The 23,474-nt window shown below is 53.6% G+C and carries 24 protein-coding genes; 4 read left to right on the top strand and 20 right to left on the bottom strand.

What is annotated here, in order from left to right:
- Positions 1 to 82 precede the first annotated feature (82 nt).
- Positions 83 to 1,735, top strand: coding sequence for an electron transfer flavoprotein-ubiquinone oxidoreductase (locus tag JQR90_RS07120; protein ID WP_010797745.1), 1,653 nt, complete (start codon positions 83 to 85; stop codon positions 1,733 to 1,735).
- A gap of 33 nt (positions 1,736 to 1,768) precedes the next feature.
- Here the strand turns inward: JQR90_RS07120 and JQR90_RS07115 are convergent, their stop codons facing one another.
- The 4 genes from JQR90_RS07115 to JQR90_RS07100 all read right to left on the bottom strand — a co-directional run bounded on the left by JQR90_RS07115 (position 1,769) and on the right by JQR90_RS07100 (position 4,708).
- Positions 1,769 to 2,335, bottom strand: a complete 567-nt coding sequence (locus JQR90_RS07115) for a DUF1285 domain-containing protein (protein ID WP_434140668.1) — start codon at positions 2,333 to 2,335, stop codon at positions 1,769 to 1,771.
- Between the two features lie 9 nt (positions 2,336 to 2,344).
- Positions 2,345 to 2,947: a DUF4823 domain-containing protein gene (locus tag JQR90_RS07110; protein ID WP_010797743.1), complete on the bottom strand. Its 603-nt coding sequence runs from the start codon at positions 2,945 to 2,947 to the stop codon at positions 2,345 to 2,347.
- Between the two features lie 72 nt (positions 2,948 to 3,019).
- Positions 3,020 to 3,988 (bottom strand): GTP 3',8-cyclase MoaA, encoded by a 969-nt coding sequence (locus tag JQR90_RS07105; RefSeq protein ID WP_010797742.1) that lies wholly within the window; start codon positions 3,986 to 3,988, stop codon positions 3,020 to 3,022.
- A gap of 78 nt (positions 3,989 to 4,066) precedes the next feature.
- Positions 4,067 to 4,708, bottom strand: a complete 642-nt coding sequence (locus JQR90_RS07100; protein ID WP_010797741.1) for a TetR/AcrR family transcriptional regulator — start codon at positions 4,706 to 4,708, stop codon at positions 4,067 to 4,069.
- Between the two features lie 166 nt (positions 4,709 to 4,874).
- On the opposite strand from JQR90_RS07100, the gene JQR90_RS07095 reads away from it, so the two are divergent.
- Positions 4,875 to 6,005, top strand: a complete 1,131-nt coding sequence (locus tag JQR90_RS07095; protein ID WP_010797740.1) for an aminotransferase class V-fold PLP-dependent enzyme — start codon at positions 4,875 to 4,877, stop codon at positions 6,003 to 6,005.
- A 212-nt stretch (positions 6,006 to 6,217) separates the two neighbouring features.
- Here JQR90_RS07095 and JQR90_RS07090 read toward each other — a convergent pair whose 3' ends face one another.
- The 13 genes from JQR90_RS07090 to JQR90_RS07030 form a co-directional block, all read right to left on the bottom strand.
- Positions 6,218 to 7,003: a TatD family hydrolase gene (locus JQR90_RS07090; protein WP_010797739.1), complete on the bottom strand. Its 786-nt coding sequence runs from the start codon at positions 7,001 to 7,003 to the stop codon at positions 6,218 to 6,220.
- Positions 7,004 to 7,062: 59 nt separating this feature from the next.
- Complete coding sequence (locus JQR90_RS07085; protein WP_010797738.1) at positions 7,063 to 7,419, bottom strand: PilZ domain-containing protein; 357 nt, start codon at positions 7,417 to 7,419, stop codon at positions 7,063 to 7,065.
- Positions 7,420 to 7,450: 31 nt separating this feature from the next.
- Complete coding sequence (locus JQR90_RS07080) at positions 7,451 to 8,437, bottom strand: DNA polymerase III subunit delta' (RefSeq protein WP_010797737.1); 987 nt, start codon at positions 8,435 to 8,437, stop codon at positions 7,451 to 7,453.
- Entirely contained in the window at positions 8,430 to 9,062 is a 633-nt protein-coding gene (tmk, locus tag JQR90_RS07075) for a dTMP kinase (protein ID WP_010797736.1), read from the bottom strand. Before tmk ends, JQR90_RS07080 begins: the two co-directional genes overlap by 8 nt.
- Positions 9,059 to 10,108 (bottom strand): endolytic transglycosylase MltG, encoded by a 1,050-nt coding sequence (mltG, locus tag JQR90_RS07070; RefSeq protein WP_010797735.1) that lies wholly within the window; start codon positions 10,106 to 10,108, stop codon positions 9,059 to 9,061. Before mltG ends, tmk begins: the two co-directional genes overlap by 4 nt.
- Entirely contained in the window at positions 10,108 to 10,926 is an 819-nt protein-coding gene (gene pabC / locus JQR90_RS07065; RefSeq protein WP_010797734.1) for an aminodeoxychorismate lyase, read from the bottom strand. The genes mltG and pabC overlap by 1 nt, the downstream gene beginning before the upstream one ends.
- Positions 10,926 to 12,170: a beta-ketoacyl-ACP synthase II gene (fabF, locus tag JQR90_RS07060; protein ID WP_074827562.1), complete on the bottom strand. Its 1,245-nt coding sequence runs from the start codon at positions 12,168 to 12,170 to the stop codon at positions 10,926 to 10,928. The genes pabC and fabF overlap by 1 nt, the downstream gene beginning before the upstream one ends.
- A 120-nt stretch (positions 12,171 to 12,290) precedes the next feature.
- A complete protein-coding gene (acpP, locus tag JQR90_RS07055) occupies positions 12,291 to 12,527 on the bottom strand; it encodes an acyl carrier protein (protein WP_007160597.1) in 237 nt (78 codons plus the stop codon).
- A 163-nt stretch (positions 12,528 to 12,690) separates the two neighbouring features.
- The gene (gene fabG / locus JQR90_RS07050; RefSeq protein ID WP_010797732.1) at positions 12,691 to 13,434 is read right to left on the bottom strand and encodes a 3-oxoacyl-ACP reductase FabG; all 744 of its coding nucleotides are present in this window, start codon (positions 13,432 to 13,434) and stop codon (positions 12,691 to 12,693) included.
- Positions 13,435 to 13,448: 14 nt separating this feature from the next.
- Positions 13,449 to 14,387 carry an ACP S-malonyltransferase gene (gene fabD / locus JQR90_RS07045; RefSeq protein ID WP_010797731.1) on the bottom strand — a complete coding sequence of 313 codons (939 nt, stop codon included), beginning with the start codon at positions 14,385 to 14,387 and terminating at the stop codon, positions 13,449 to 13,451.
- Positions 14,388 to 14,472: 85 nt separating this feature from the next.
- Complete coding sequence (plsX, locus tag JQR90_RS07040; RefSeq protein WP_010797730.1) at positions 14,473 to 15,483, bottom strand: phosphate acyltransferase PlsX; 1,011 nt, start codon at positions 15,481 to 15,483, stop codon at positions 14,473 to 14,475.
- A 3-nt stretch (positions 15,484 to 15,486) separates the two neighbouring features.
- The gene (rpmF, locus tag JQR90_RS07035; RefSeq protein WP_010797729.1) at positions 15,487 to 15,669 is read right to left on the bottom strand and encodes a 50S ribosomal protein L32; all 183 of its coding nucleotides are present in this window, start codon (positions 15,667 to 15,669) and stop codon (positions 15,487 to 15,489) included.
- 13 nt (positions 15,670 to 15,682) lie between these two features.
- The gene (locus tag JQR90_RS07030) at positions 15,683 to 16,219 is read right to left on the bottom strand and encodes a YceD family protein (RefSeq protein ID WP_010797728.1); all 537 of its coding nucleotides are present in this window, start codon (positions 16,217 to 16,219) and stop codon (positions 15,683 to 15,685) included.
- A 120-nt stretch (positions 16,220 to 16,339) separates the two neighbouring features.
- On the opposite strand from JQR90_RS07030, the gene JQR90_RS07025 reads away from it, so the two are divergent.
- Positions 16,340 to 16,918 (top strand): Maf family protein, encoded by a 579-nt coding sequence (locus JQR90_RS07025; RefSeq protein WP_434140667.1) that lies wholly within the window; start codon positions 16,340 to 16,342, stop codon positions 16,916 to 16,918.
- Between the two features lie 15 nt (positions 16,919 to 16,933).
- On the opposite strand, the gene JQR90_RS07020 is transcribed toward JQR90_RS07025, so the two are convergent.
- From JQR90_RS07020 to rluC, 3 genes are read right to left on the bottom strand one after another with little or no spacing between them, the layout of a single operon-like run.
- Positions 16,934 to 17,911: a S49 family peptidase gene (locus JQR90_RS07020; protein ID WP_010797726.1), complete on the bottom strand. Its 978-nt coding sequence runs from the start codon at positions 17,909 to 17,911 to the stop codon at positions 16,934 to 16,936.
- A 28-nt stretch (positions 17,912 to 17,939) separates the two neighbouring features.
- Positions 17,940 to 18,590, bottom strand: coding sequence for an HAD-IA family hydrolase (locus JQR90_RS07015; protein ID WP_010797725.1), 651 nt, complete (start codon positions 18,588 to 18,590; stop codon positions 17,940 to 17,942).
- Positions 18,583 to 19,536, bottom strand: coding sequence for a 23S rRNA pseudouridine(955/2504/2580) synthase RluC (gene rluC, locus JQR90_RS07010; protein WP_010797724.1), 954 nt, complete (start codon positions 19,534 to 19,536; stop codon positions 18,583 to 18,585). Before rluC ends, JQR90_RS07015 begins: the two co-directional genes overlap by 8 nt.
- A gap of 566 nt (positions 19,537 to 20,102) precedes the next feature.
- Here rluC and rne point away from each other — a divergent pair.
- The gene (gene rne, locus JQR90_RS07005) at positions 20,103 to 23,426 is read left to right on the top strand and encodes a ribonuclease E (protein ID WP_434140666.1); all 3,324 of its coding nucleotides are present in this window, start codon (positions 20,103 to 20,105) and stop codon (positions 23,424 to 23,426) included.
- The last annotated feature ends 48 nt before the right edge of the window (positions 23,427 to 23,474 follow it).

Raw genomic sequence — 23,474 nt, 5'->3', positions numbered from 1 at the left:
TCTGGAAAGACCCCTATATAATGTTTTTCTTTATTACAGCCGCCAAAATATAACTAGCATCAATGCCTTGAGGAGACTGTCCGTGGAACGCGAATTTATGGAGTTCGACGTTGTTATTGTCGGCGCCGGCCCGGCAGGCCTTTCCGCTGCCTGCCGATTGAAGCAAAAGGCGGCTGAGACCGGTCAGGAAATCAGCGTCTGCGTTGTAGAGAAAGGCTCCGAGGTCGGTGCTCATATTCTCTCTGGCGCCGTGTTCGAGCCGCGCGCACTCGATGAACTGTTCCCTAACTGGAAGGAACTGGGTGCCCCGCTGAATACGCCAGTCAAGCGCGACGATATCTACCTGCTCAAGGACCCCGAACGTGCCAGGAAGCTGCCTGACTTTCTTGTCCCCAAGACCATGCACAACCAAGGCAATTACATCATTTCCCTTGGGAATCTGTGCCGCTGGCTAGCCCAGCAGGCTGAAGGACTAGGTGTAGAAATCTATCCAGGCTTCGCTGCGCAGGAAGCCCTGATTGATGAGAACGGCATTGTGCGCGGTATCGTAACCGGCGACCTGGGCGTAGACCGCGAAGGAAACCCCAAGGAAGGCTACTACACGCCCGGCATGGAACTACGTGCCAAATACACCCTATTCGCCGAAGGTAGTCGTGGGCATATTGGCAAGCAATTGAGCCAGCGTTTCAACCTGGGCGCCCATGCCGATGTGCAGCACTACGCGATAGGCATCAAGGAAATCTGGGATGTCGACCCTGCCAAGCATGAGCAGGGCCTTGTTGTGCATACAGCAGGCTGGCCGCTAGACGATGATAACCCGGGTGGCTCATTCCTCTATCACCTGGAAAACAACCAGGTCGTAGTGGGCCTGATCGTGGATCTGTCCTACAGCAACCCTTACCTCTCGCCCTTTGATGAATTTCAGCGCTACAAGCATCACCCGGTAATCAAGCAATATCTGGAGGGCGGCAAGCGTGTATCTTATGGCGCTCGCGCCATCACTAAGGGCGGCCTGAACTCACTTCCCAAACTGGCGTTCCCAGGCGGTGCATTGATCGGTTGTGACGGCGGTACGCTCAACTTCTCGAAGATCAAGGGCAGCCACACGGCGATGAAAACCGGTATGCTGGCCGCTGAAGCCATTGCCGAAGCCCTGGTAGCCGGGCGTGAAGCTGATGAGCTGACCCGTTATCTGGATACGTTTAAGAACAGTTGGGTGTACGAGGAGCTCTACAAGAGCCGCAACTTCGGCGCTGCCATCCACAAATATGGAGCAATAAAGGGCAACGCCTTTAATTTTATCGAGCAGAACCTGTTTGGCGGCAAGTTACCCGTTACGCTGCATGACACAACGCCTGATTATGCCTGCCTGAAAAAGGCGTCTGAATCCAAACGGATCGATTATCCCAAGCCTGATGGCAAAATCAGCTTCGACAAACTGTCCTCGGTGTTTCTCTCCAATACCAACCATGAAGAGGACCAACCTGTTCACCTGAAGCTCAAGGACCCGTCCATTCCGATCGACCGCAACCTTCCGCTCTACGACGAGCCTGCGCAGCGTTATTGCCCTGCTGGTGTATACGAAGTTGTGACGCAGGAAGACGGCGAGAAACGCTTCCAGATCAATGCCCAAAACTGCGTGCATTGTAAGACGTGTGATATCAAGGATCCTTCCCAAAACATCACCTGGGTACCGCCAGAAGGCACTGGCGGCCCCAACTACCCTAACATGTAACAAAAAGGGCTCCCCAGGGAGCCCTTTCTTATTTCAGTCATGCCGAGCCACCGGGAAAAACGCCCCGCCACTCCATAGGCCCTGCCACATCGCCCCCTCATAATGTTCCAGCGACATACATTCGACGAGCCGATAGAAGACATTGCGATGAATCAAGGCTTCGAGGCTATCCCTTACAAGCACGTATGGCGAAGGCTCTTGCGTACTAGGATCAATGACCACGCGCAGGGGATGATCAGCATTGGCTTCCACCGTATCGCCTACTTGGGTTGTAAAGCACAAAACCTGATTTTGCCTTTGACCTTGTACATTACAATCAATGGCCACAAAGGGAGCATCCTCAACCTGAATACCTACCTTTTCAACAGGCGTCACTAACACATAGCCTTGCTCATCCTTACGCAGGATGGTTGAAAACAGCCGGACCATGGCAGGTCGATTTATAGCAGAGCCTTGGTAAAACCAAGTGCCATCGCGCGCGATACGCATGTCGATATCGCCGCAGAAGGGGGGATTCCATGAATGAACCGGCGGCAATGCCTTACCCTCCCCGTTCGGTAACTGGGCGATCAGGTCATCAACCTTATGCGACTCACTCATGAGCACTCCTTATCGCGTCAAACCCAACAGATGCTGAGCATACTCCGCAAGCGGAGGCGCTAGCAGGTCTTCGGGTTTCTCATTGTAAAATGTCAGGAAACCGCCCCGGCTGCGAATACGGGCCGTATCGACCAGATAATAAGTTGCCGTTTCGATCAGCATGACCTGAACCACACTGCGGTCCCGACCTACTCGATCCAGCGCTTCCTGATCCTCCCACTCCTGCCAGTTGCCAATGGCATCATCAGCGGCTGCAAAGCGGGTATACAGCAGATAGTGAGCCCCTAGGTTACGTGCCTCGAGTATGGCTTCATCCAACCCAACGGGCCCTTTGGCACGCCGTATCCGCGGAAAATATTCCACGAAACCATTGAAGGCCTGTTCCGCTACGACATTGGGCCTGGCGTATGGATGCCCTGGCGGCACGAACGCACCTTGTGCGATATAGATATAAGAGTCCGGCTGCAACCGGAAGTTGTTCAATCGCTGTGTATGGCTGTAGTCAAGAAACCCAGCATCCCTTAGATGATAGGTAGTACCAGCAGCCATATCACTGACATTCATACAACCGGACAACAATACAATCGCACAAATGGCGAGGAAACGACGCATCTCTTTCTCCTGAACCGGCGACGAAAAACCGGCGCTGACACGCGTCTAGCAGTTTCCAGGCCAATCTATACGCTAGCCCCCGATGATCTTCATCACCGTTACACCACCAGAGAACGCAACGTCCTGCTTATCGCCCAAGGCCTTGACCAGCAACCGCTGTAGCGCCGGAAGCGCTAGATGACGGGGCTTGTCCAGCAAATCACCAACAAAGTGGCGATTACTGGATGACAAGCAGCCATGCAGCCAACCTGTTGAAGACAAGCGTAGACGCGAACAGCTACGGCAGAAAGGTACGCTTTCATTCGCAATAACGCCGAAGTAGCCCCCACCCTCTACCTGATAACGCAAGGCAGTGGCGTCTACAGGCGCATCAGCCTGTACAAAGGGATGGACCGCACCGATGATCTCTAAAAGCTCTGCCAACCGTACGAACTGCTGCTGGAAGCCGTTGGGATCACGCGCGAGATGCCCCATCCTCATCAGCTCGATAAACCGTAACTCGAAGCCGCGCTCGAGACAGTATTCGAGCAGCGGCAATATCTGATCAAGATTCTGGCCACGCAATGGGACCATATTGACCTTGATTTTAAGTCCTGCCTGACGGGCTTCTTCAAGACCTGCAAGCACCGTCTTCAGGTCGCCTCCCCGCGCGAGTACAGGGAAGGCTTCCGCATCGAGCGTATCCAGAGAGACGTTCAGACGGCGAACCCCGTTGTCGATGATGATGGGCAGCTTTTTAGCCAGCAGCTGGCCGTTAGTGGTAAGACTAATGTCTTTGAGCTTTAAGGCGGAAACCGCCTGCAAGAAAGGCTCGAACTTGGGAGTGACCAGTGGCTCACCACCAGTAATACGCAGACGCTCGATGCCTGCAGCCTCAATAAGGTATTCAACACCACGAGCCATGGCATCAGCCGATAACTCATCTTGAGCCGCTACGAGGCGTTTCCCATTGGGAACACAATATGTACATGCATAATTGCATGCAGCGGTTAAGCTGATCCGTAGGTTGCGAAAGGCTCGACCCTGACGGTCAACGATCATGCTTGAACTCCAACTGCTTAACAGAGAAAAAAGATATCTGGGTCGAGAACGATTTATTCAAGCTCAGACTTTCGGACTTCACCGGGAAGCCGGTATTTCCGTGTCTCGCTTACGGCGGTTACCCATACGCACGCCAATGTCCATGAGAAACTGAAAAAATCCGTCCTGATCTTCAATGACATCTCGCCAGAAGGGAGAGTGGTACAAGGCTACCGCCCCGTGCACCAGCGCCCAGGCAGCGCAATAGTGAAAATAAGGAGGAACATCTTCCAGCTTCCCTTCAGCGATTCGTCCCTTGATCAGCTGAGTCAAACGATCGAAGTTTGACGCTCTGATCTTATGCAATTGTTCGACCAACTCAGGAACCTGATTAGCTTTGACCACCTTTTCTTCCAGCCGGTCAAAAAGCCTGTAGCGCTGAGGGTCGCGCATACGAAACTCAAAGTAGTCCCGGGACAGAGCTTCCCGATCACGTGCCACGTCTTCCGAGTGAAACAGCGAAGCCAGGTCTCGCTCGTAATCCAGCATCAGGCGAAGATAGATCTCGGCTTTGGATCGGAAATGTTTATAAATCGTTCCTTTTCCAATCCCGACCGCGTCAGCGATCATCTCTACAGTAACACTGTCCTCCCCTTCTTCCAGGAAAAGCTTGAGGGCTGTGTCTAGAATCTCCTGCTCACGGCGGCGAAATTCACGGACCTTTCGAGGTTCTTTCTGCATAGAAATAAGTTTCTTTTTAGAGTCTGAATGCGGAAGGTATCGGTAGGGGAAGCTATTACCATCGGCTGGCACAACGCGAGATGGACGATACGCATCTGACAGGCGATGTCACATTGATTACGGCATTATGCCTAAAAATACATATTTTTGTATGGATGAGCCTCTTATGAACACCTGGATGAACGAGTTTCCGCATCATGAAACCCTGCGCTACCTCAACCATGCCGCAGTAGCGCCTTGGCCAGCGCGTGCATCGCAGGCCGTAGCGGCGTTTGCACAGGAAAACGTTATCCAGGGAGCCAAGGATTACCCCGCCTGGCTTGAGATTGAGCAGCAGCTGAGAACACACCTGATGAAGCTGCTTAACGCGCCCAGCACGGCAGATATCGCCTTGGTCAAGAATACGTCAGAGGCCCTGTCATTTGTTGCGCTTGGTCTGGACTGGCGGGCCGGCGATCAAGTGGTCATCAGCAATGAAGAATTCCCATCGAACCGAATCGTTTGGGAGGCACTGTCCCGCTTTGGAGTCGAAGTCATTGAGGTCAATCTGGCTGGGACAGATCCTGAACAGGCGCTGCTAGAGGCCTGTACGTCCCGGACACGCCTGCTGGCGATCAGCGCAGTGCAATATGCAAGCGGCCTACGCCTGGACTTGGTCAAATTAGGCCAGGGCTGTCGCCAGAAAGGCGTACTGTTGTGTGTTGATGCAATTCAACAGCTAGGCGCACTTCCTCTGGACGTACAAGCCTGCGAGTGCGCCTTTGCCATGGCAGACGGGCATAAATGGATGCTAGGCCCAGAGGGGCTTGGCGTTTTTTATTGTCGGAGTGATCTTAGAGAGCAGCTGACGCTAAATGAATATGGCTGGCATATGCTCGATAATGCTGGTGATTATAACAGTCGAGAATGGAAACCTGCACGCACCGCCCGCCGCTTCGAATGCGGTAGCCCCAACATGCTCGGCGCTGTCGCCTTGAAGGCCAGTCTCTCATTGCTCGATGAGGTAGGCATGGTGCAAGTTGCGCAGGAATTACATACCAGAATGCACATGTTGATTGAAGGACTGAAAGCACTTCCCGGCGCTCATGTCCACAGTGCGATAGATCCCAATCGCAGAGCTGGCATTCTAACGTTTACGCTGGATGGCAAAGACAATACGACTCTTTTTGAAGGCCTGAAGCGCGAGAACATTATCTGCGCTCAACGCGGTGCAGGCATCCGCCTTTCGCCACACTTTTACACACCGCAACAGGTACTGGATGAGACGCTGGATATCATCCGGAAGCTGTCGCGATAAGTGCTCAATGAAAGGTTGCCTATTCCAAATCTGTTTAAAAAATGATCAATCCCGACTGGATGTTCCCCATGGCTGATCAATACTTCTACTTACCGGCAGCGCCACTCCCCCGAGGCGTTATCGGTGGGATACATCGCTATTGGTGCATCCCGTTAAACTCCTAATGGTCTTGGCCCGGTTAGCAAAAACCGGGTTTTTTTTGACTATTGGTTTTATACAGCTTTTGCCAGAGGAAAGAGCCGGTAGAAATTTTCTGTAGTTTGCTCGGCCAGTGCTTCCAGCTCGACACCACGAACCGAAGCTAAAAACTCAGCCACTTCACGCACATATTGAGGGAGGTTCGGTTTGCCACGATAAGGAATAGGCGCCAGATAAGGCGAATCGGTTTCCACAAGAAGCCGATCGGCTGGCACCTGACGAGCCACTTCACGCAATGCCTCGGCATTTCGGAACGTCACGATTCCTGAAAGAGAGATATAAAAACCCAGGTCCAGGGCAGCCTTGGCCATTTCCCAGTCCTCGGTAAAACAGTGCAATACTCCTGCCGCAGTCAGATCAGCCTCTCTGAGCAAGGCCAACGTGTCAGCTCTGGCTTCACGGGTATGCACAATAACAGGTTTACCGGTAATCCGCCCCGCCTCAAGATGCAACCGAAAGGACTGCTTCTGCAGCTCAGCGCTTTCAGGCTCGTAATGATAGTCCAGCCCGGTTTCTCCGATGGCGACCACACGAGGATGATCCAGCTCGCGCAACAGCCACTCCAGCGCAGGCTCCTTTTCAGCAGAAACATCCAATGGATGAATTCCAACAGAGCAATGCACGTCCGGGTAACGCTCGGCAACAGTCTTCACATCGGCAGCATTTTCGGCGCTTACACCAATGCATAGAAAGTGCCCTACGCCTCTCTCCCTTGCCGCCTCAAGCGCCGCGTCCAGCGATCCATTATGAGCCGTTAGATCAAGGCGATCTAGATGACAATGGGAGTCGATCAGTTTCATGGGTTTTCCTGGTAAAAACGTGCGCTTTCAGCAAGGCCATGCTTGCACGAAAGAAAGAATTACATGGTATGCGTAGGGCGGTCCGACTTGAGCGTACCCGCCAAATAGGTCTCGATCTTGTTTCGAGCCGTGTTATCGCCGTCATTGAATTGAACGCCAACCCCAGCAGCACGATTTCCCTGTGCGCCCCGGGGCGTTATCCAGACGACCTTTCCGGCAACAGGGATTTTTTCAGGCTCATCCATCAGGTTGAGCAGCATGAATACTTCATCCCCTAGCTTGTATGACTTGTTTGTTGGAATAAACAGGCCACCATTACGGATGAAAGGCATATAGGCGGCATACAGTACTGATTTGTCCTTGATCGTAAGGGATAGAATTCCGTTTCGAGGACCCAGATTCGGAGGCAAACTCATACGACAGCACTCAACCATTATTAAGTGAATTCTAGCCCTGCTGCGGTAGGCTTGCCCACCGTATCAACAGCGCTTCAAGTAGCAGCACGCGATTCAGATTAGCCTTACCCATTACTTTCTGCCGTTGCTCGAGCAGCCAGTTCTGCAGATTTATGACCTGAGTAGAATCGGCCTTGTCACCCAGATACTGGATTACCTTGCTCATATCGGCCAAGCCGGTCGCTTCTTGATCCCGAGTCATTTGATAGCGCAGGATCAACAATGCCCACTCACAGAACCAATCCATCAACAGCAGTAACGGAATGCTGTTCCAGCTTTCGGCTAATGGACTTGGCGCGATCTGCCGCTTCAAGAGCTTTTTCAAGCCGTCTACAACATGTGACCGGTAAGCCTGAACGCCCATCGCATGCAAACGAGCAGCCGTTAAAGGCGAACCACCAGCCAGCGTCAGCACATCATTGAGATCTTCCGAGGAGAGATCGGGCAAGGCCTGCGCTAGCCAAGCCAGGCTTTCTTCTGGACGAGGTACGGGGCAGGCCTGCTGCACACAACGACTTTTGATGGTAGGCAATAGTCGACTCGGCTGATGGCTGATCAACACCAGGACCGTGTCACCGGAAGGTTCTTCCAGGCTTTTCAGTAAAGCATTTGAGGCATTGAGGTTCATCGCCTCAGCTGGTTCCAGCAGAATGACCTTGCGGCCGCCCAACTGTGCGGTTTGGGCAACGAAGTCAACCAGGCTCCTGATTTGATCAACGCGGATAGGCTTTTCCACCTCTTCCGGCTCTACAAGAAAATAGTCAGGATGCGTTCCAGCCCTTAACAAAAGACAAGCCTTACACTGGCCGCATGCCTCCCCTGCTGCTACGTTCTGGCAAAGCAAACGCCCTACAAGCCGCTCGGCCAGCGCCCGCTTGCCAATACCCGCTGGCCCATGAAATAGATAAGCATGGGCATGCCGCTCACGATGAGTCAGCCGCTCCCATAGTTCCGATTGCCACGGGTACCGCTCAACCACGGGCGCGCTCCAACAACTCAGGCACAAGCTGATCAAGTTGTTGTTGTACATCGGCAAGCGACTGGGCTGCGTCAATCACCCGATAGCGGTCGGTACTAGCCGCGGCACGGGAGAGATAAGTCTGCCTTACGGCCTCGAAAAAGCTGTGTTGTTCCCGCTCAAACCGGTCGAGGCGACCTCGTTTGGCTGCTCTTTCAAGTCCTATTTCGATAGGTAAATCGAACACCAAGGTAAGATCAGGCTGCAGGCCTGACTGAACAAAGTGCTCCAAGGTGGCAATGCGTGCTTCCGAAAGCCCACGCCCCCCGCCCTGATACGCGTAGGTCGCATCAGTGAATCGATCACACAGGACAACCGCACCACGATCAAGGGCAGGCTTAATTACAGTGTTTAAATGCTGTGCACGTGCAGCAAACACAAGCAGCAGCTCAGTATCCGCATGCATGCCCTCATCGCAGGGGTCGAGCAAAAGTCCGCGGATGCGCTCGGCCAATGGAGTTCCACCAGGCTCACGTGTCAACACCACTTCAAGGCCATGCGATTGTAATTGCCTTGCCAGATAATCACGGTTAGTGCTTTTACCTGCCCCTTCCGGCCCCTCCAGCGTAATAAACAACCCGCTCACTCAGACTCCTTGGTAATAGGTGCCGGACTCGAACGGTAATCGGCTCGGCGTTTAAGTTGATACTCACGAACAGCGCGGTTATGGGCATCGATATCATCGGAGAACACATGCGTTCCGTCTCCGCGCGCTACGAAGTAAAGACTTTTACCTGGCTCAGGATGCAGCGCAGCATGAATCGCTTCCCGCCCTACCATGGAGATAGGCGTAGGAGGTAAACCAGGGTTCACGTAGGTATTATAAGGCGTAGGTTGGCGGAGATATTCTCGGGTCAACTTGCCCTTGTAGTTGTCACCCAGCCCGTAGATAACCGTAGGATCTGTCTGCAGGAGCATGTTCAATGCCAGCCGGCGTACAAAAACGCCTGCTATCTGAGGTCGCTCTTGCGGAACCCCGGTTTCCTTCTCCACTAAAGAGGCCATGATCAGAGCCTGATACGGCTCCTGATAGGGCACATCCGGGGCGCGCGCTTCCCACTCCTCGGCAAGAACCTGCTCCAAACGTTGACTGGCCTGCTTCAGAATTTCGACGTCGCGCATTCCTTTTACATAACGATAGGTGTCGGGAAAGAAACGTCCCTCGGGATGCATACCAGGCTTGCCTAAACGTACCATGGCGTCTTCGTCACTCAGTCCAGCCAATGTTTGCTCCAGCTTTTCCTGACGAGCCAAGGCATCCCGAACCTGATGGAAGTTCCAGCCTTCAACGAGCGTAACGTTGTATTGGACCACCTCGCCTTTTTGCCAGAGGGCAAGTAATTCACGAACACTCATCCCTGGCGTTACTCGGTACTCACCGCTGTGCAGAGCCTGTCCGGAAAGATTGAAACGCCAATACAAACGCAACCAGAAGGAACCGCTCAGTAACTTCTCCTCCTCAAGATGCCGGAGCATACCGCCCGGCGTAGCGCCCTTGGGTATTTCGACAAGCTGTTCCTGGCCAACCGCCACAGGCTGCTCGAGTGCCTTGTGTTGCAACCAGCCCATTCCGGCTAGCGCCAGCCCTATCAAAAGCAAGCCGCCCTCGAGCAGAACCAATAATTTTCGCATTACGAATCCAGAGCCTTCGAGGCAATCTGTTGAAGTTGACGTGTCAACGGGCCTATTGGCCATTCATGCTCAGCATACGTACATACTGGCCAAACACCATATTGACTGTTGCACATAAATACCTCATCAGCGGCCATGAACTCACTCAACGTCACCGGCCTGATTTCGGTCATGACGCCAAGCCCATCCGCGCAGCGAAGAAGATAGGAGCGCATCACGCCAGCGACACCACAGCTATCAAGCGCAGGCGTTATCAATGTGTTCCTGGACACGATAAAAAGGTTACTGAAAACGCCTTCTACAACATGCCCAAATGCATCACACATGAGGCCTTCAGCATAGTTTGCTCCCTGCCACTCTCCCCGCGCCAATACCTGCTCAAGACGGTTCAGGTGCTTGAGTCCAGCCAATAGCGGTTGGCAAGCCAGACGTGTCTGGCAGGGAAACAGGCGGATCCCCTGCTCAGCATTCTCAGATGGATAGCGAGGCACAGGAGAGGCCAGCAGAAGACGTTGCGGAAGTGGATTCGACGGAGCCGCATAACCCCGTTCACCGAGGCCGGCCGTAATGATCAGCTTGGCTACACCGTTGCGTAGCAACGCAGCATACTCAAGAATTTCAAGCCTGACTGCATCAAGCTCCAAGGGAATTGCCAGACGACGACATCCCTCAAGCAGCCGCATCAGGTGATCATCAAGGAATCGTGGTTGGCCGTTATGGACGCCTATCGTTTCGAAAAGCCCATGGCCATATGCCAAACCACGATCCCGGAAGGAAAGGCCAGCCTCATCCGGCTGACCATTAACCCAGTCTTTCATCACTCAGAAAAGCGACGGAAGATCAAACTACCATTAGTACCACCGAAGCCGAAGGAGTTGGACAGGCTGATCTCGATAGGCATTGCCTTTGGCTTATGCGGCACAAAGTCCAGATCACAGCCATCATCCGGATCATCCAGGTTGATGGTAGGTGGCGCCAGTTGGTCACGAATGGCCAGGATGCTGAAAATGGCTTCAACAGCCCCGGCAGCCCCTAACAGATGCCCAGTCATTGACTTGGTAGAGCTCACCGACAATTTGTAGGCATGCTCACCAAAGATCCGCTTGACCGCAGAAGCCTCTGCCATATCACCAGCAGGCGTGGACGTACCGTGCGCATTGATGTAATCGACCTGGGATGGATCGATTCGCGCATCTTTCAGTGCATTGCTCATGCACTGTGCTGCGCCAGCGCCATCTTCAGGGGGGGCCGTCATATGAAACGCATCAGCGCTCATGCCAAACCCAATAAGCTCAGCATAAATATGGGCGCCACGCGCTTGAGCATGCTCTAGCTCTTCCAGAATCAATGCACCCGCGCCATCAGACAGCACAAAGCCGTCTCGCTGACGATCCCAAGGTCTGCTGGCCTTAGTAGGCTCTTCATTTCGGGTAGAAAGTGCCCGTGCAGCACCAAAACCACCCAACCCTAGCCCGCAGGTAGCCATTTCGGCACCGCCAGCCACCATGACATCAGCATCACCATAGGCAATGTTACGTGCAGCCATACCTACACAATGCGTGGAGGTTGTACATGCTGTAGCGATTGCATAATTAGGCCCCTTCAATCCCAAGTGGATGGAAAGGAAGCCGGAGACCATGTTAATGATCGAGCCAGGGACAAAAAATGGCGAAATACGGCGGGGACCTTGATCAAACAAGGCCTTGCAGTTGTTCTCGATATTGGAGAGACCACCAATACCAGACCCCATGGCGACACCAATTCGATCCCGATTGGCATCTGTCACTTCAAGTCCAGAATCACGCATAGCCTGGAAGCTAGCCGCCAGGCCATATTGAATAAAGAGGTCGAGTTTCCGAGCTTCTTTCGCAGAGAGATAATCTTCTACGTTGAATCCTTTGACTGATCCCCCAAAGCGGGTAGCAAAGGCAGAAACGTCCATGTGTTCAATCGGGGCAATACCGCTGCGACCAGCAAGAATGCCTTCCCAGCTGCTTTGCACGTCCCCGCCCAGCGGCGATACCATGCCCATGCCCGTGATCACGACGCGTCTACGTGACACAACGATTTCCTCATAGCTCGTTTGTTCGATCATCTAAAGTTATTACATTGATGACCGTTATATAGAAAAGCCGCACGCCTGGACAGGCGTGCGGCTTTCGTGTTCTACAGAAGAACCGACTTATTGCTGGTGAGCAACGATGTAGTCGATAGCTTCCTGAACAGTGGTGATCTTTTCGGCTTGTTCGTCCGGGATTTCAGTTTCGAATTCCTCTTCCAGAGCCATCACCAGCTCAACGGTGTCAAGGGAGTCGGCGCCCAGATCCTCGACGAAGGAAGCGCTGTTGGTTACTTCCTCTTCTTTCACGCCGAGTTGTTCAGCGACGATCTTCTTAACGCGTTCTTCGATGGTGCTCATACCGTGTTTTCACTCCTATGGAATAATCCGTGCAGCCGGACTGCGCGTAAGTGTATAGAAAGGGTTTTCAATATTTCAAGCTGACGCGACATCCTGACCTCTGAACTGACTTTTTGCTAGTCTTGAAAATTCACAAAAAGTCGTTCAACCCGTCAAAAATCGCTTAACTCATATACATTCCGCCGTTAACTGGAACAGTAGCACCTGTAACGTACGCAGCACTGTCCGTTGCTAAAAAGGCGACAACTTTTGCAATTTCTTCAGCTTGCCCTAATCGACCCAGTGGAATTTGAGTCAGAAGCGCTTCACGCTGAGCGTCTGGCAGCTCACGCGTCATATCAGTATCAATAAACCCTGGAGCCACGGCATTTACCGTGATCGCTCTGGAACCTACTTCACGAGCCAACGCCCGAGTAAACCCCTCAAGACCGGCCTTGGCGGCAGCATAATTGGCCTGGCCAACATTACCCATAGCCCCGACAACAGAGCCTATGCTGATGATGCGCCCCCAACGAGCTTTGGTCATCCCACGCAATACGGCTTTCGACAAACGGAACAGGCTGTTCAGGTTGGTATCGATTACATCGAACCACTCGTCGTCTTTCATGCGCAGCATCAGATTATCTCGCGTGATGCCAGCATTATTGACCAGAATAGCAGGCGCACCATATTGCTGCTGAATCTGTTCCAACGCCGCCGTCACCGAAGCGTTGTCTGCAACGTTCAGCACCAGTCCGGTGCCCTCTATACTATTGGCCTTCAGGCTTTCGCTGATACGGAAGGCACCGCTTTCGCTGGTAGCCGTACCGATCACGGTAGCCCCGAGGCGTCCGAGCTCAAGAGCAATGGCCTGTCCGATGCCACGTGTTGCACCGGTTACCAATGCGACTTTACCTTGGAGGCTCATGTTTTCTCCTTAAATCAAGCCAATGCTGCTTGGGTAGCAACAAAAGCATCAGGCGCGTCAAGACTATAGGTCTCTATACCTTTGACACACCGCTTGTTCAAACCTGCCAGGACTTTTCCGGGCCCGCACTCTACCAGTTGAATAACCCCTTTGTCCGCAAGCAGTTGAACGGACTCAACCCAGCGCACCGGACTGTACAATTGCGCCAGCAGGTTCTGCTTCAGCGCTGTAAGATCTGCACTGACTCCGGCGTTTACATTCTGAACGACCGGAATGGAGGGCTGCTGCCATTGGATCGCGTTAACAGCCTCGGCAAAGCGCTCCGCTGCCGGACGCATCAACTCACAATGGGAGGGCACACTTACCGGAAGCGGAACCGCACGTTTTGCGCCACGCGCCTTGCATAGCTCGACAGCTCGCATCACTGCAGCTGCGTTACCTGCAATGACCACCTGCCCAGGCGCATTATAATTCACTGCGCTCACAACATCACCCTGGGCCGCTTCAGCACAGGCGTTAACGATATCTGCATCTTCTAGCCCCAGGATAGCGGCCATTGCGCCCTCGCCCGCTGGCACAGCCTCCTGCATCAGCTGTCCACGGCGCTCAACGAGCCTTACAGCGTCAGTAAAGGCCAGAGCACTTGCAGCAACCAGAGCGGAATATTCGCCAAGACTATGACCTGCCACATAAGAAGGACGTACGCCTCCCCTTGCCTCCCACAGTCGCCACAAGGCAATGGACGCCGTCAGAATGGCGGGCTGAGTCTTGTCCGTTTGATTCAACTGCTCTTCCGGACCTTGCTGAACCAGTGACCAGATATCGTAGCCAAGCGCATCAGAAGCCTCAGCAAACGTATCGCGTATCTGCGAATGTTGAGCTCCAATATCGGCCAGCATACCCAAGGACTGTGAGCCTTGGCCTGGAAATACGAAAGCGAAAGAAGCAGACATAGTCGATCTCTTTTTAGTCTCATCAAAAGCCACAGCCTAACAGCATGCCGCAGCAGGTTCTTGGTTTGATGTCAGGCAACCGAGGTCAGTCACACTTAGGCACTGAATCCTCATAAAGGTCCAGAAAATTCGCCTTTATCAAGGTATCCAGGCGAAGCTCTACTGCCTGCACCGCTTGCTCTATCGCACGCTGAAAGCCGAACTCATCAGCACTGCCATGACTTTTAATAACCAGTCCACGCAACCCGAGAAAACCGGCACCGTTATAGCGGGCAGGCATCATCTCTTTTCGCAGACGATATAACAGGGGAGCAGCCAGGAGCCTTAGAAAAACAGGCGCCCCTTCCAACTGCTTGAAAAGCATGGAAATAAGCCCCTCGCTTCCTTTAAGCAGGACATTGCCAACAAATCCGTCACACACCACCACATCCGCTTCAGACCGGAACACTGCGTTCGCCTCGATGAAGCCGACATAGTTAAGGCGCCTGCACTTCTCCAGCAGGATTGATGCTTGCTGGACGACACTATTACCTTTGGTCGGCTCAACACCTACATTCAAAAGAGCGACTCGAGGTTCATGTATCCCTGTTGCTTTAGCAGCAGCGGCCCCCAGGCATGCAAACTGGTAAAGATTGAGAGCGGAACAGTCGAGATTAGCGCCAAGATCCACCAATACACATTGACGACCCATCACAGGCAGATGGGTATAGATGGCCGGCCTCTCTATCCAAGGAAGCGTATCCAGCGTCTGTCGAGCAAAGGCCATCAGGGCGCCAGTATTACCTGCACTAACGCATGCGTCAGCCTCGCCACTAGCAACCAGCCCCAGCGCAACCTTCATGGAAGAGTCAGGCTTGTTACGAAGGGCATAAGAAGGCTTTTCCGCCATATCAACGGCCTGAGTGGCTACATGGATACGCAGACGAGAATCATCAAATGAGAACTGATCGACATGGCCTTGGATGACATCAGGATCACCAACAAGGATCAACGTAACGGCAGGATGACTAGCGAGGAAGGAAATACAGGCAGGCACAATGCAGCGGGGACCGAAGTCCCCGCCCATTGCATCGATAGCGATGACAGGTGACGACAAGGATTACTCGTCGGAACCCTTGTCGATCACTTTACGACCACGGTAAAAACCGTCCGGAGACACATGGTGACGCAGGTGAACTTCACCAGTGCTCTTTTCTACAGACAATGCATTCGGCTCGAGCGCATCGTGGGAGCGACGCATATCACGGGCGGAACGGGATTTTTTGTTCTGCTGAACAGCCATAACTCATTAACTCCTAAACGTTTGGGTCACGCTTCAACTGCGCCAGTACGCTGAACGGGTTGGCTCGCTTTTCCTCGTCCGCGCTTTCTTCGGGCGCTTCAGGCGCTTCGAATCCTGCTGGATGATGGCAGATGCCGGGCTCATGAGTTGGAATGATTGGCAAGGCAAGCAAAAGCTCATCCTCAATCAAACCAATCAGATCCAAAGGCTCTTCACCGACTTCCAGTGCGTCATAACCTTTTGGCAACGCATCCGCCGACTGCCCTTCCCATAGCACTGCGTAATCGTACTCGCCGTGTACAGGAAACGCGCCCGGCTCCAGGCATCGCTGACATACCATTTGCACTTCAGTATCCAGTGCGCCATGAATGACGACAAGCCTTTGCTCATCACGGAAGAACTCGAGGACGGCCTTCACCGTTCCCTCAGTGCTCGACAGCTGCTCGCAAAGACGTGGCAAACTAGATACCGGCAGTTCACCCCGAAGCGTGACACCGCGATCAGCCAGTTTGCGTGGATCTACGTGAGGTGGAAGTGGCCCATTCAACATAAGCGCGCCATTATAGAGACGACCTCAGGCCTGTCAAAGGAAATTAGGCAAAGGATAGTATCCTTTGCTGACTTTTGGTCGGTTAGACCGACGATTCTGCGTTCACAGAGACTCATTATAATGCTTCCGTTACTGCTCGCTTCAAGCTCACCCTATCGACGCGAACTGCTGGCTCGCCTGAAACTAAACTTTACATACGCTTCACCTAATATAGACGAAAGCTCTCATCCAGGCGAAAGCGCTCGTCATTTGGCTATGCGACTGACTGAAGCCAAGGCCCGCGCGCTGGCGCCTAATTACCCCAACCATCTTATTATTGGCTCCGATCAAACCGCCTCGCTTGACGGCCAGATACTTGGCAAGTCTCTGACATACGAGCGCGCCCATAAGCAACTGTCGAATGCCAGCGGAAAAAGCGTGACGTTCATGACCGGGCTCGCGCTGCTCAATACTCAAACCGGAACCTGCCAGCTGGATTGCGTACCGTTTACCGTTCATTTCCGTACGCTGGAAAGCGATCAAATCGAGCGTTACCTCAATATTGAACAACCCTATGACTGCGCTGGAAGCTTTAAAGTCGAGGGGCTGGGAATTACCCTTTTTCGCTCTACCGAAGGAGAGGACGTGACCAGCTTGATCGGCCTGCCGCTTATTCGGCTGACCGATCTCCTACTCAATGAGGGCGTGGTAGTACCCTAGCATCAGCCTCTCAACTTATCGCAACACAGGTCCCTGCCACCCCACCAGCAATGCCAGGCGCTCCGCCACACTGGTCCCCAGGCGCTTGGCAAAGCGGTCGAATGGGCTCTCCTGAACGGTGTAATCCACAATCTTTTCTTCACCAACCACCTCCCGAGCCACAAAGCTAGCACTGCCCAGGCCATCGATTAGCCCCAGCCCAAGCGCTTGCTCTCCAGACCATACGAGCCCGGAAAACAACTCAGGATGACCCTCGACCTTCAAGCGATCACCACGCCCCTTTTTCACGCTATCGATAAACTGCTGATGTGTAGTATCGAGCACCTGTTGCCAGAAGCGGGTCTCCTCTTCTTTAGCAGGCTGGAAGGGGTCCAAAAAGGCCTTGTGCTCACCGGATGTGTAAACGCGACGCTCAACGCCTAGCTTATCCATGGTTCCGACAAAGCCAAAGGATGCTGCCGTTACGCCGATTGAGCCCACAAGACTGGCCTTGTCAGCATAGATGGCATCGGCAGCACTGGCGATGTAATAGGCGCCCGAAGCTCCCAGATCAGAAATCACGGCATAAAGCTTGATGTCAGGATGCAATCCACGCAGACGCTTGATCTCGTCATAGACATAACCTGACTGCACAGGACTGCCTCCTGGGCTATTGATACGAAGGATAACGGCTTTGGTACCTTCGTCTTTAAAGGCATCGCGCAGTGCTCCAACAATATTGTCGGCACTCGCCTTCTCATCAGCCGCAATGGTTCCCTTCACCTCAATAAGCGCCGTATGGGAACCCTCACGCGAGGCTTCTCCCTTGAGCCCGGAAAAAGGAACAAAGAGCGCCAGCATGATAAAAAGATAAGTAAACGTTAGGAATTTAAAAAAGATTCCCCAACGACGTGCCCTTCTTTGCTCATGCACGCTGGCCAGCATCGCCTTTTCGATGAGCTTCCAGCTTTTTTCATCCGCCGGGCGATCCGACGCTTTCCAATCATCTGCCATTGGTAGTCCTGCTTGGTTCAATTAATCGTTACGCATCCAACCAGACACGCAACTCCTCAAAACGATCAACCACAAGCGTTGGCTCGTAATTACGCAGCACCTCAACTGGCTGAGCACCGTAACTGACTGCAACCGAGGCCATTTGCGCTCTGCGAGCCATTTCAAGGTCGAATGGTGCATCCCCGATCATCAGCGCCTTTGACGGATGCACCTGACAATGCGCCAAGATCTCGTTAAGCATTAACGGATCCGGCTTGCTGGCCGTTTCATCAGCGCAACGCGTTACGTCAAAGAAGTCAGCCAGCCCCTTGGCTGCAAGCACCCTATCCAGCCCTCTTCGGCTTTTACCGGTAGCAACAGCCAAACGATAGCCTTTGCGCCGAAACGCTGCCAAGCCTTCAGCCACACCCTCGAAAAACGGAGAAGGCTCTTGCTCACGCATAACGAAATGATCGCTATAACACTGACGAAAACGCTCCACAGCTCCTGGCGTCATCTCCGGGTAAAGCGTCTGGATGGCCTCTGGCAAGCCCAGCCCGATAATGGACTTAATCGATCGATCGCTTCGAACAGGGAGCCGAAGGTCGGCGGCAGCTGCCTGCATAACGTCCACGATGCGACCAACCGAGTCAGAGAGCGTCCCGTCCCAGTCAAATACCAGCAAGTCGTAATTAGGCATCCAGTCGACTCAATGTAGCCGCCCAGGTCTCATCAACAGGAGCAGTCAGTTGCAATGTTTCCCCATCGGGGAGCGGTACATTAAGACTGGCAGCATGAAGAAACAGCCGTTTACCGCCCAAATCCCGAATCTCCCTGGAAAACGCCTCATCACCGTACTTAGGATCCCCTGCAATGGAATGACCTGCGTGCTTGGCATGAACACGAATCTGGTGAGTACGTCCTGTGACCGGCTTTGCCTCTACTAGAGTAGCGAAATCACCGTAGCGTCTGAGCACTCGAAATTCCGTGAGAGCGTCCTTACCCTCTACATTGACTTCAACCATCCGCTCACCGGAACGCAAGTTGTTTTTCATCAAAGGCGCTCGAATCTGTTTTTTTGCTGCAGGCCAGTGACCACGAACCAGCGCATGGTAGCGTTTGTCGACTCCATCTCCACGCAAGGCCTCATGCAAATGACGCAGCATGCTGCGCCTCTTGGCAATCATGAGCAGACCCGAGGTATCCCGATCCAGGCGATGAACCAGCTCAAGGTCTTTGGCATCTGGACGAATCTGACGAAAGACCTCTATAACGCCTAGGCTGACACCACTCCCTCCGTGAACGGCAATACCTGCAGGCTTATTGATAACGATCAGTGTCTTGTCTTCATAGACAATCGCAGCCTCCATCAACTCGGCAAGCGCCTGGGAGACAGGTGCAGGTTCATCTTTTTCAGGCAACCGCATAGGAGGGACACGAATGATATCGCCGGCTTGCAGCCGATAATCCGGCTTTATACGCCCCTTATTAACACGCACTTCACCCTTGCGAAGTATTCTATAAATGAAGGTTTTCGGCGCACCTTTGAGCAAAGTACGCAGATAGTTATCGATACGCTGGCCAGCCAGCTCTGAAGAAACTTCGAAGAGCTGTACGCCATTGTTGGAAGAAGTAGGATTAGTCATTGCTACATAATAGCAATTTCCACTTAATTGAAGCACTTAATGGTTGCTGTTATAGTCCCGGAAGCCAATAACCCTGGCATGACACAGCGCTTGTAAATAAGCTCCCTGTCATAAACATGTTCAGTGGACGTCAGGCCGTCCTTCGAGTGGTTCGTATGGCTATAAGCAGTACACGTGCCACTTAAAACAAAAGCCTTATAAAAACACCGTGCCCACTGTTGAAGGTGAGTACAAAAAACAACCGCTCCGGATTCTGCGAGCGGCACCAGGATTCCTGAAGGATACGTGAAGGGTGGAGATGTACCGCTGTTGAACTGTGTAGCCGGTAATGCCTGGCTTAGACGCTTATTCGTCCGCTTTTGACAGCTTATTCCTCCTCCTGACTGTTTGACGTTGCTGCTGTTACGACAGCAAGCAGGAGACGTAGTCGCGGCTCGGCATACAACCGAGTACTGCTGGACACGAAGGCGGATGGCTCCGCCTTTGATACGACCCCAAGCACCGACCCTCGGCGAGTCGTGTGTGCCGCACGCCGTTTCCGGTAGCCCGGAAACCGACGGTATTACATGAAAAGAATGCTCATCAATGCCACGCAGCCTGAAGAGCTACGTGTTGCGTTAGTAGATGGCCAAAAACTATTTGATCTGGATATCGAGTCAGGGGCTCGTGAACAGAAAAAGGCCAATATCTATAAAGGCCGCATCACTCGTATCGAGCCCAGCCTCGAGGCCGCATTTGTCGACTTCGGTTCAGAGCGTCACGGCTTTCTCCCTCTCAAAGAAATCTCTCGCGAATACTTCAAGAAAGCGCCAGAAGGTCGCATCAACATCAAGGAAGTTCTGTCCGAAGGGCAGGAAGTCATTGTTCAGGTTGAAAAGGAAGAGCGTGGCAACAAGGGCGCTGCGTTAACTACCTTTATCAGCCTGGCTGGTCGCTATCTGGTTCTGATGCCAAACAACCCACGTGCAGGTGGCATTTCCCGCCGCATCGAGGGTGAAGAGCGCAACGAGCTGCGCGAAGCCCTGAATGGACTGGATGCCCCAGCCGACATGGGACTGATTGTCCGCACAGCGGGCCTTGGCCGCAGCACCGAAGAGCTGCAGTGGGATCTGGACTACCTACTGCAGCTCTGGTCCGCTATCAAGGAAGCCTCTGTCGAGCGTAGTGCGCCTTTCCTGATCTATCAGGAAAGCAACGTCATCATTCGAGCCATTCGTGATTATCTTCGCCAGGATATCGGCGAAGTGCTTATTGATAGCGTAGAGGCTCAGGAAGAAGCACTAAGCTTCATTCGTCAGGTCATGCCTCAGTACCAGAGCAAGATCAAGCTCTATCAGGACAGCGTACCGCTGTTCAATCGATTCCAGATCGAAAGTCAGATCGAAACTGCCTTTCAACGTGAAGTAAAGCTGCCCTCTGGCGGCTCGATTGTTATCGACCCTACTGAAGCGCTTGTTTCGATCGATATCAACTCTGCACGCGCTACCAAAGGTGGCGATATTGAAGAGACAGCCCTGCAAACGAACCTAGAAGCGGCCGAGGAAATCGCTCGCCAGTTGCGTTTACGGGATATCGGCGGCTTGATCGTTATTGATTTCATCGACATGACACCGGTGAAAAATCAGCGCGCCGTTGAAGATCGCATGCGGGAGGCGCTTGAGGCTGATCGTGCTCGAGTACAGATCGGTCGCATTTCTCGATTTGGCCTTCTGGAAATGTCTCGCCAGCGGCTGCGCCCCTCTTTACGCGAGACGAGCGGCATCGTCTGCCCACGTTGTAACGGTCAGGGCATTATCCGAGACGTCGAATCCTTGTCGCTTGCCATCCTGCGCCTGATCGAAGAAGAAGCACTCAAGGATCGGACAGCAGAGGTTCGAGCACGCGTACCCTTACAGGTCGCCTCGTTCCTATTGAATGAAAAGCGCAACAGCATCACCAAAATTGAACTACGCACACGGGTTCGCATCATCATCCTACCGGATGATCACATCGAAACCCCGCATTTCGAAGTGATACGCCTGCGTGATGACAACCCGGATCTTCTGAACGGCCAGTCCAGCTATGAAATGACTCACAGCGAGGCCGAAGAGATCCAGCCCGCAAGCGCTACACGAACCCTTGTTCGCCAAGAAGCTGCAGTCAAGGTCGCACCCGAGCGCACTCCGGCACCTCAGGTCGAAGCACCCAGCAAACCTGCTCATCAGCCGGAGCCAAGCCTCTTTAAGGGCTTAGTGCGCTCCCTGGTCAGTCTGTTTGCTGGCAAGACGGAAGAACCTGCCGCTGTAGCCGAAACTGCCCAGCCCAATGGCGAAGCACGTCGTACTGATGAGCGCCGCAATGGTCGTCAGCAGAATCGTCGCCGTGACAACCGTCGCGATGAAGAACGCAAGCCTCGCGAAGAACGTCAGTCGCAGGCCCGTGACAATCGCGAAGAGCGTCCGACCCGTGAAGAGCGCCAACCGCGTACCGAGCGCCCTCCACGCGAAGAGCGCCAGGCCGCTCGAGAAGAACGTCCGACCCGTGAAGAGCGCCAACCACGTGAAGAGCGTCAGCCACGAGCAGAGCGTCAGAGCCGTGAAGAACGCCCTGCCCGCGAGGAACGTCAGCCACGCGAAGAGCGTCCCGCCCGTGAGGAACGCCAACCACGCGAAGAGCGTCCTGCCCGTGAAGAGCGTGCAAACAAGGACGAGCGCCCTGCCCGCGAGGAACAACCCAGCCGCAGCGAACGTCCTTCCCGCGCCGAACGCCGTCAGACCAGAGAAGAGGCCGAAACACGTCAGGATGCAACAGTTGACGCCGAGCAACTGAACGACGAAGAGCTGAACGATCAGAATGACGATCAAGACAGCGATGAGCGTCCACGCCGTCGCTCCCGCGGCCAGCGTCGTCGCAGCAATCGCCGTGAACGTCAGCGTGACACTCATGGCGAGTCAAACGACAACGAATCTGTTGCCTTGACGGGAGAATCCAACACTGAATCTCTTGCCAACGCCGCTGTGGTTGCCGAAGTGGTCAATGCCCAAGCAGCTGAAGCCACAACCGTAACGGAAAGAAACGAGCCCAAACAGGAAAATCAGACCCAGGCGGAAGCAGAAGCAGTCGTCGCCCAGGATGTTTCTGCACCTAACCACACTGAAGAGCAGCCTGTCGTTGAAGTAGTCTCGCACGAGACTACTTTGAAAACTCATCAGACGGTAGCGGTAGTAGAGGTTGAAGCTCCTCAAGCCGAGGAGCCTACCCAGGCAGTCAATGAAACGGCGCCTGTGCAGAAAGAGAAAGCCGCATCCCCCGTGGAGGTCTCTTCCGAGGCTCAGCCCCTCGTTCAGGCAAGCGAAGACACGCCTGACATTGGAGCACAGCCTAAGTTAACCCCACCGGCCGTTGGACGTGCGCCTAACGATCCCCGTGAGCGTCGTCGCCGTCAGCGTGAGGCCGAGCGCTTGGCGCGTGAACAGGAGGAAGCTGCTGTGGCACAGGCTGCAACATCTGTCAGCCCGACGGCTCCGGCTACCTCCTCGCCTGCTGAAATCCCAGCGATCGAAGAGCATGCTTCCCCAGTCCTGGCGGCCGATTCAGAACCTGTTGTTGAAGTCGCCCCCCCCTCTGGCATTACTCAGGCACAAGAACGCCTGGAGAATGTACATGTGGAAAAACCATTGGATGAGCCCTCGAAAGAAAGCCAGCCTGCCATGACGGCCGAGATTGTTATGCCAAGCCCGGAAAGCTTGAATCAACTGCCAGCTCAAAGGGTTGAGTCTGCCGAAATTCCTGCAGAGCTTGCCCTGCCAAAGCCAGCAGTAGAGCAGCAACAACCTCAGCAGGATGCTGTGGAAGAGCAAAAGCCATCTGAAAGCGAAGAGGAAAAGCAGGCGCCTAAACCGCAGCCCTGATACCTCAACAAATAAAAAGGGATGCATATGCATCCCTTTTTATTATGC

This window comes from Pseudomonas sp. JZ114, assembly GCF_051027705.1.
In the GTDB taxonomy this organism is placed as follows: domain Bacteria; phylum Pseudomonadota; class Gammaproteobacteria; order Pseudomonadales; family Pseudomonadaceae; genus Chryseomonas; species Chryseomonas luteola.
This window is presented reverse-complemented; position numbering and strand designations above follow the sequence as displayed.

What these genes read in the sequence shown, in the direction of transcription:
- JQR90_RS07115 (WP_434140668.1), bottom strand. Translation starts at nt 2,335, where the DNA reads ATGAGTGAGTCGCATAAGGTTGATGACCTGATCGCCCAGTTACCGAAC.
- JQR90_RS07110 (WP_010797743.1), bottom strand. Translation starts at nt 2,947, where the DNA reads ATGCGTCGTTTCCTCGCCATTTGTGCGATTGTATTGTTGTCCGGTTGT.
- JQR90_RS07105 (WP_010797742.1), bottom strand. Translation starts at nt 3,988, where the DNA reads ATGATCGTTGACCGTCAGGGTCGAGCCTTTCGCAACCTACGGATCAGC.
- JQR90_RS07100 (WP_010797741.1), bottom strand. Translation starts at nt 4,708, where the DNA reads ATGCAGAAAGAACCTCGAAAGGTCCGTGAATTTCGCCGCCGTGAGCAG.
- JQR90_RS07095 (WP_010797740.1), top strand. Translation starts at nt 4,875, where the DNA reads ATGAACACCTGGATGAACGAGTTTCCGCATCATGAAACCCTGCGCTAC.
- JQR90_RS07090 (WP_010797739.1), bottom strand. Translation starts at nt 7,003, where the DNA reads ATGAAACTGATCGACTCCCATTGTCATCTAGATCGCCTTGATCTAACG.
- JQR90_RS07085 (WP_010797738.1), bottom strand. Translation starts at nt 7,419, where the DNA reads ATGAGTTTGCCTCCGAATCTGGGTCCTCGAAACGGAATTCTATCCCTT.
- mltG (WP_010797735.1), bottom strand. Translation starts at nt 10,108, where the DNA reads ATGCGAAAATTATTGGTTCTGCTCGAGGGCGGCTTGCTTTTGATAGGG.
- pabC (WP_010797734.1), bottom strand. Translation starts at nt 10,926, where the DNA reads ATGAAAGACTGGGTTAATGGTCAGCCGGATGAGGCTGGCCTTTCCTTC.
- acpP (WP_007160597.1), bottom strand. Translation starts at nt 12,527, where the DNA reads ATGAGCACCATCGAAGAACGCGTTAAGAAGATCGTCGCTGAACAACTC.
- fabG (WP_010797732.1), bottom strand. Translation starts at nt 13,434, where the DNA reads ATGAGCCTCCAAGGTAAAGTCGCATTGGTAACCGGTGCAACACGTGGC.
- fabD (WP_010797731.1), bottom strand. Translation starts at nt 14,387, where the DNA reads ATGTCTGCTTCTTTCGCTTTCGTATTTCCAGGCCAAGGCTCACAGTCC.
- rpmF (WP_010797729.1), bottom strand. Translation starts at nt 15,669, where the DNA reads ATGGCTGTTCAGCAGAACAAAAAATCCCGTTCCGCCCGTGATATGCGT.
- JQR90_RS07030 (WP_010797728.1), bottom strand. Translation starts at nt 16,219, where the DNA reads ATGTTGAATGGGCCACTTCCACCTCACGTAGATCCACGCAAACTGGCT.
- JQR90_RS07025 (WP_434140667.1), top strand. Translation starts at nt 16,340, where the DNA reads ATGCTTCCGTTACTGCTCGCTTCAAGCTCACCCTATCGACGCGAACTG.
- JQR90_RS07020 (WP_010797726.1), bottom strand. Translation starts at nt 17,911, where the DNA reads ATGGCAGATGATTGGAAAGCGTCGGATCGCCCGGCGGATGAAAAAAGC.
- JQR90_RS07015 (WP_010797725.1), bottom strand. Translation starts at nt 18,590, where the DNA reads ATGCCTAATTACGACTTGCTGGTATTTGACTGGGACGGGACGCTCTCT.
- rluC (WP_010797724.1), bottom strand. Translation starts at nt 19,536, where the DNA reads ATGACTAATCCTACTTCTTCCAACAATGGCGTACAGCTCTTCGAAGTT.
- rne (WP_434140666.1), top strand. Translation starts at nt 20,103, where the DNA reads ATGAAAAGAATGCTCATCAATGCCACGCAGCCTGAAGAGCTACGTGTT.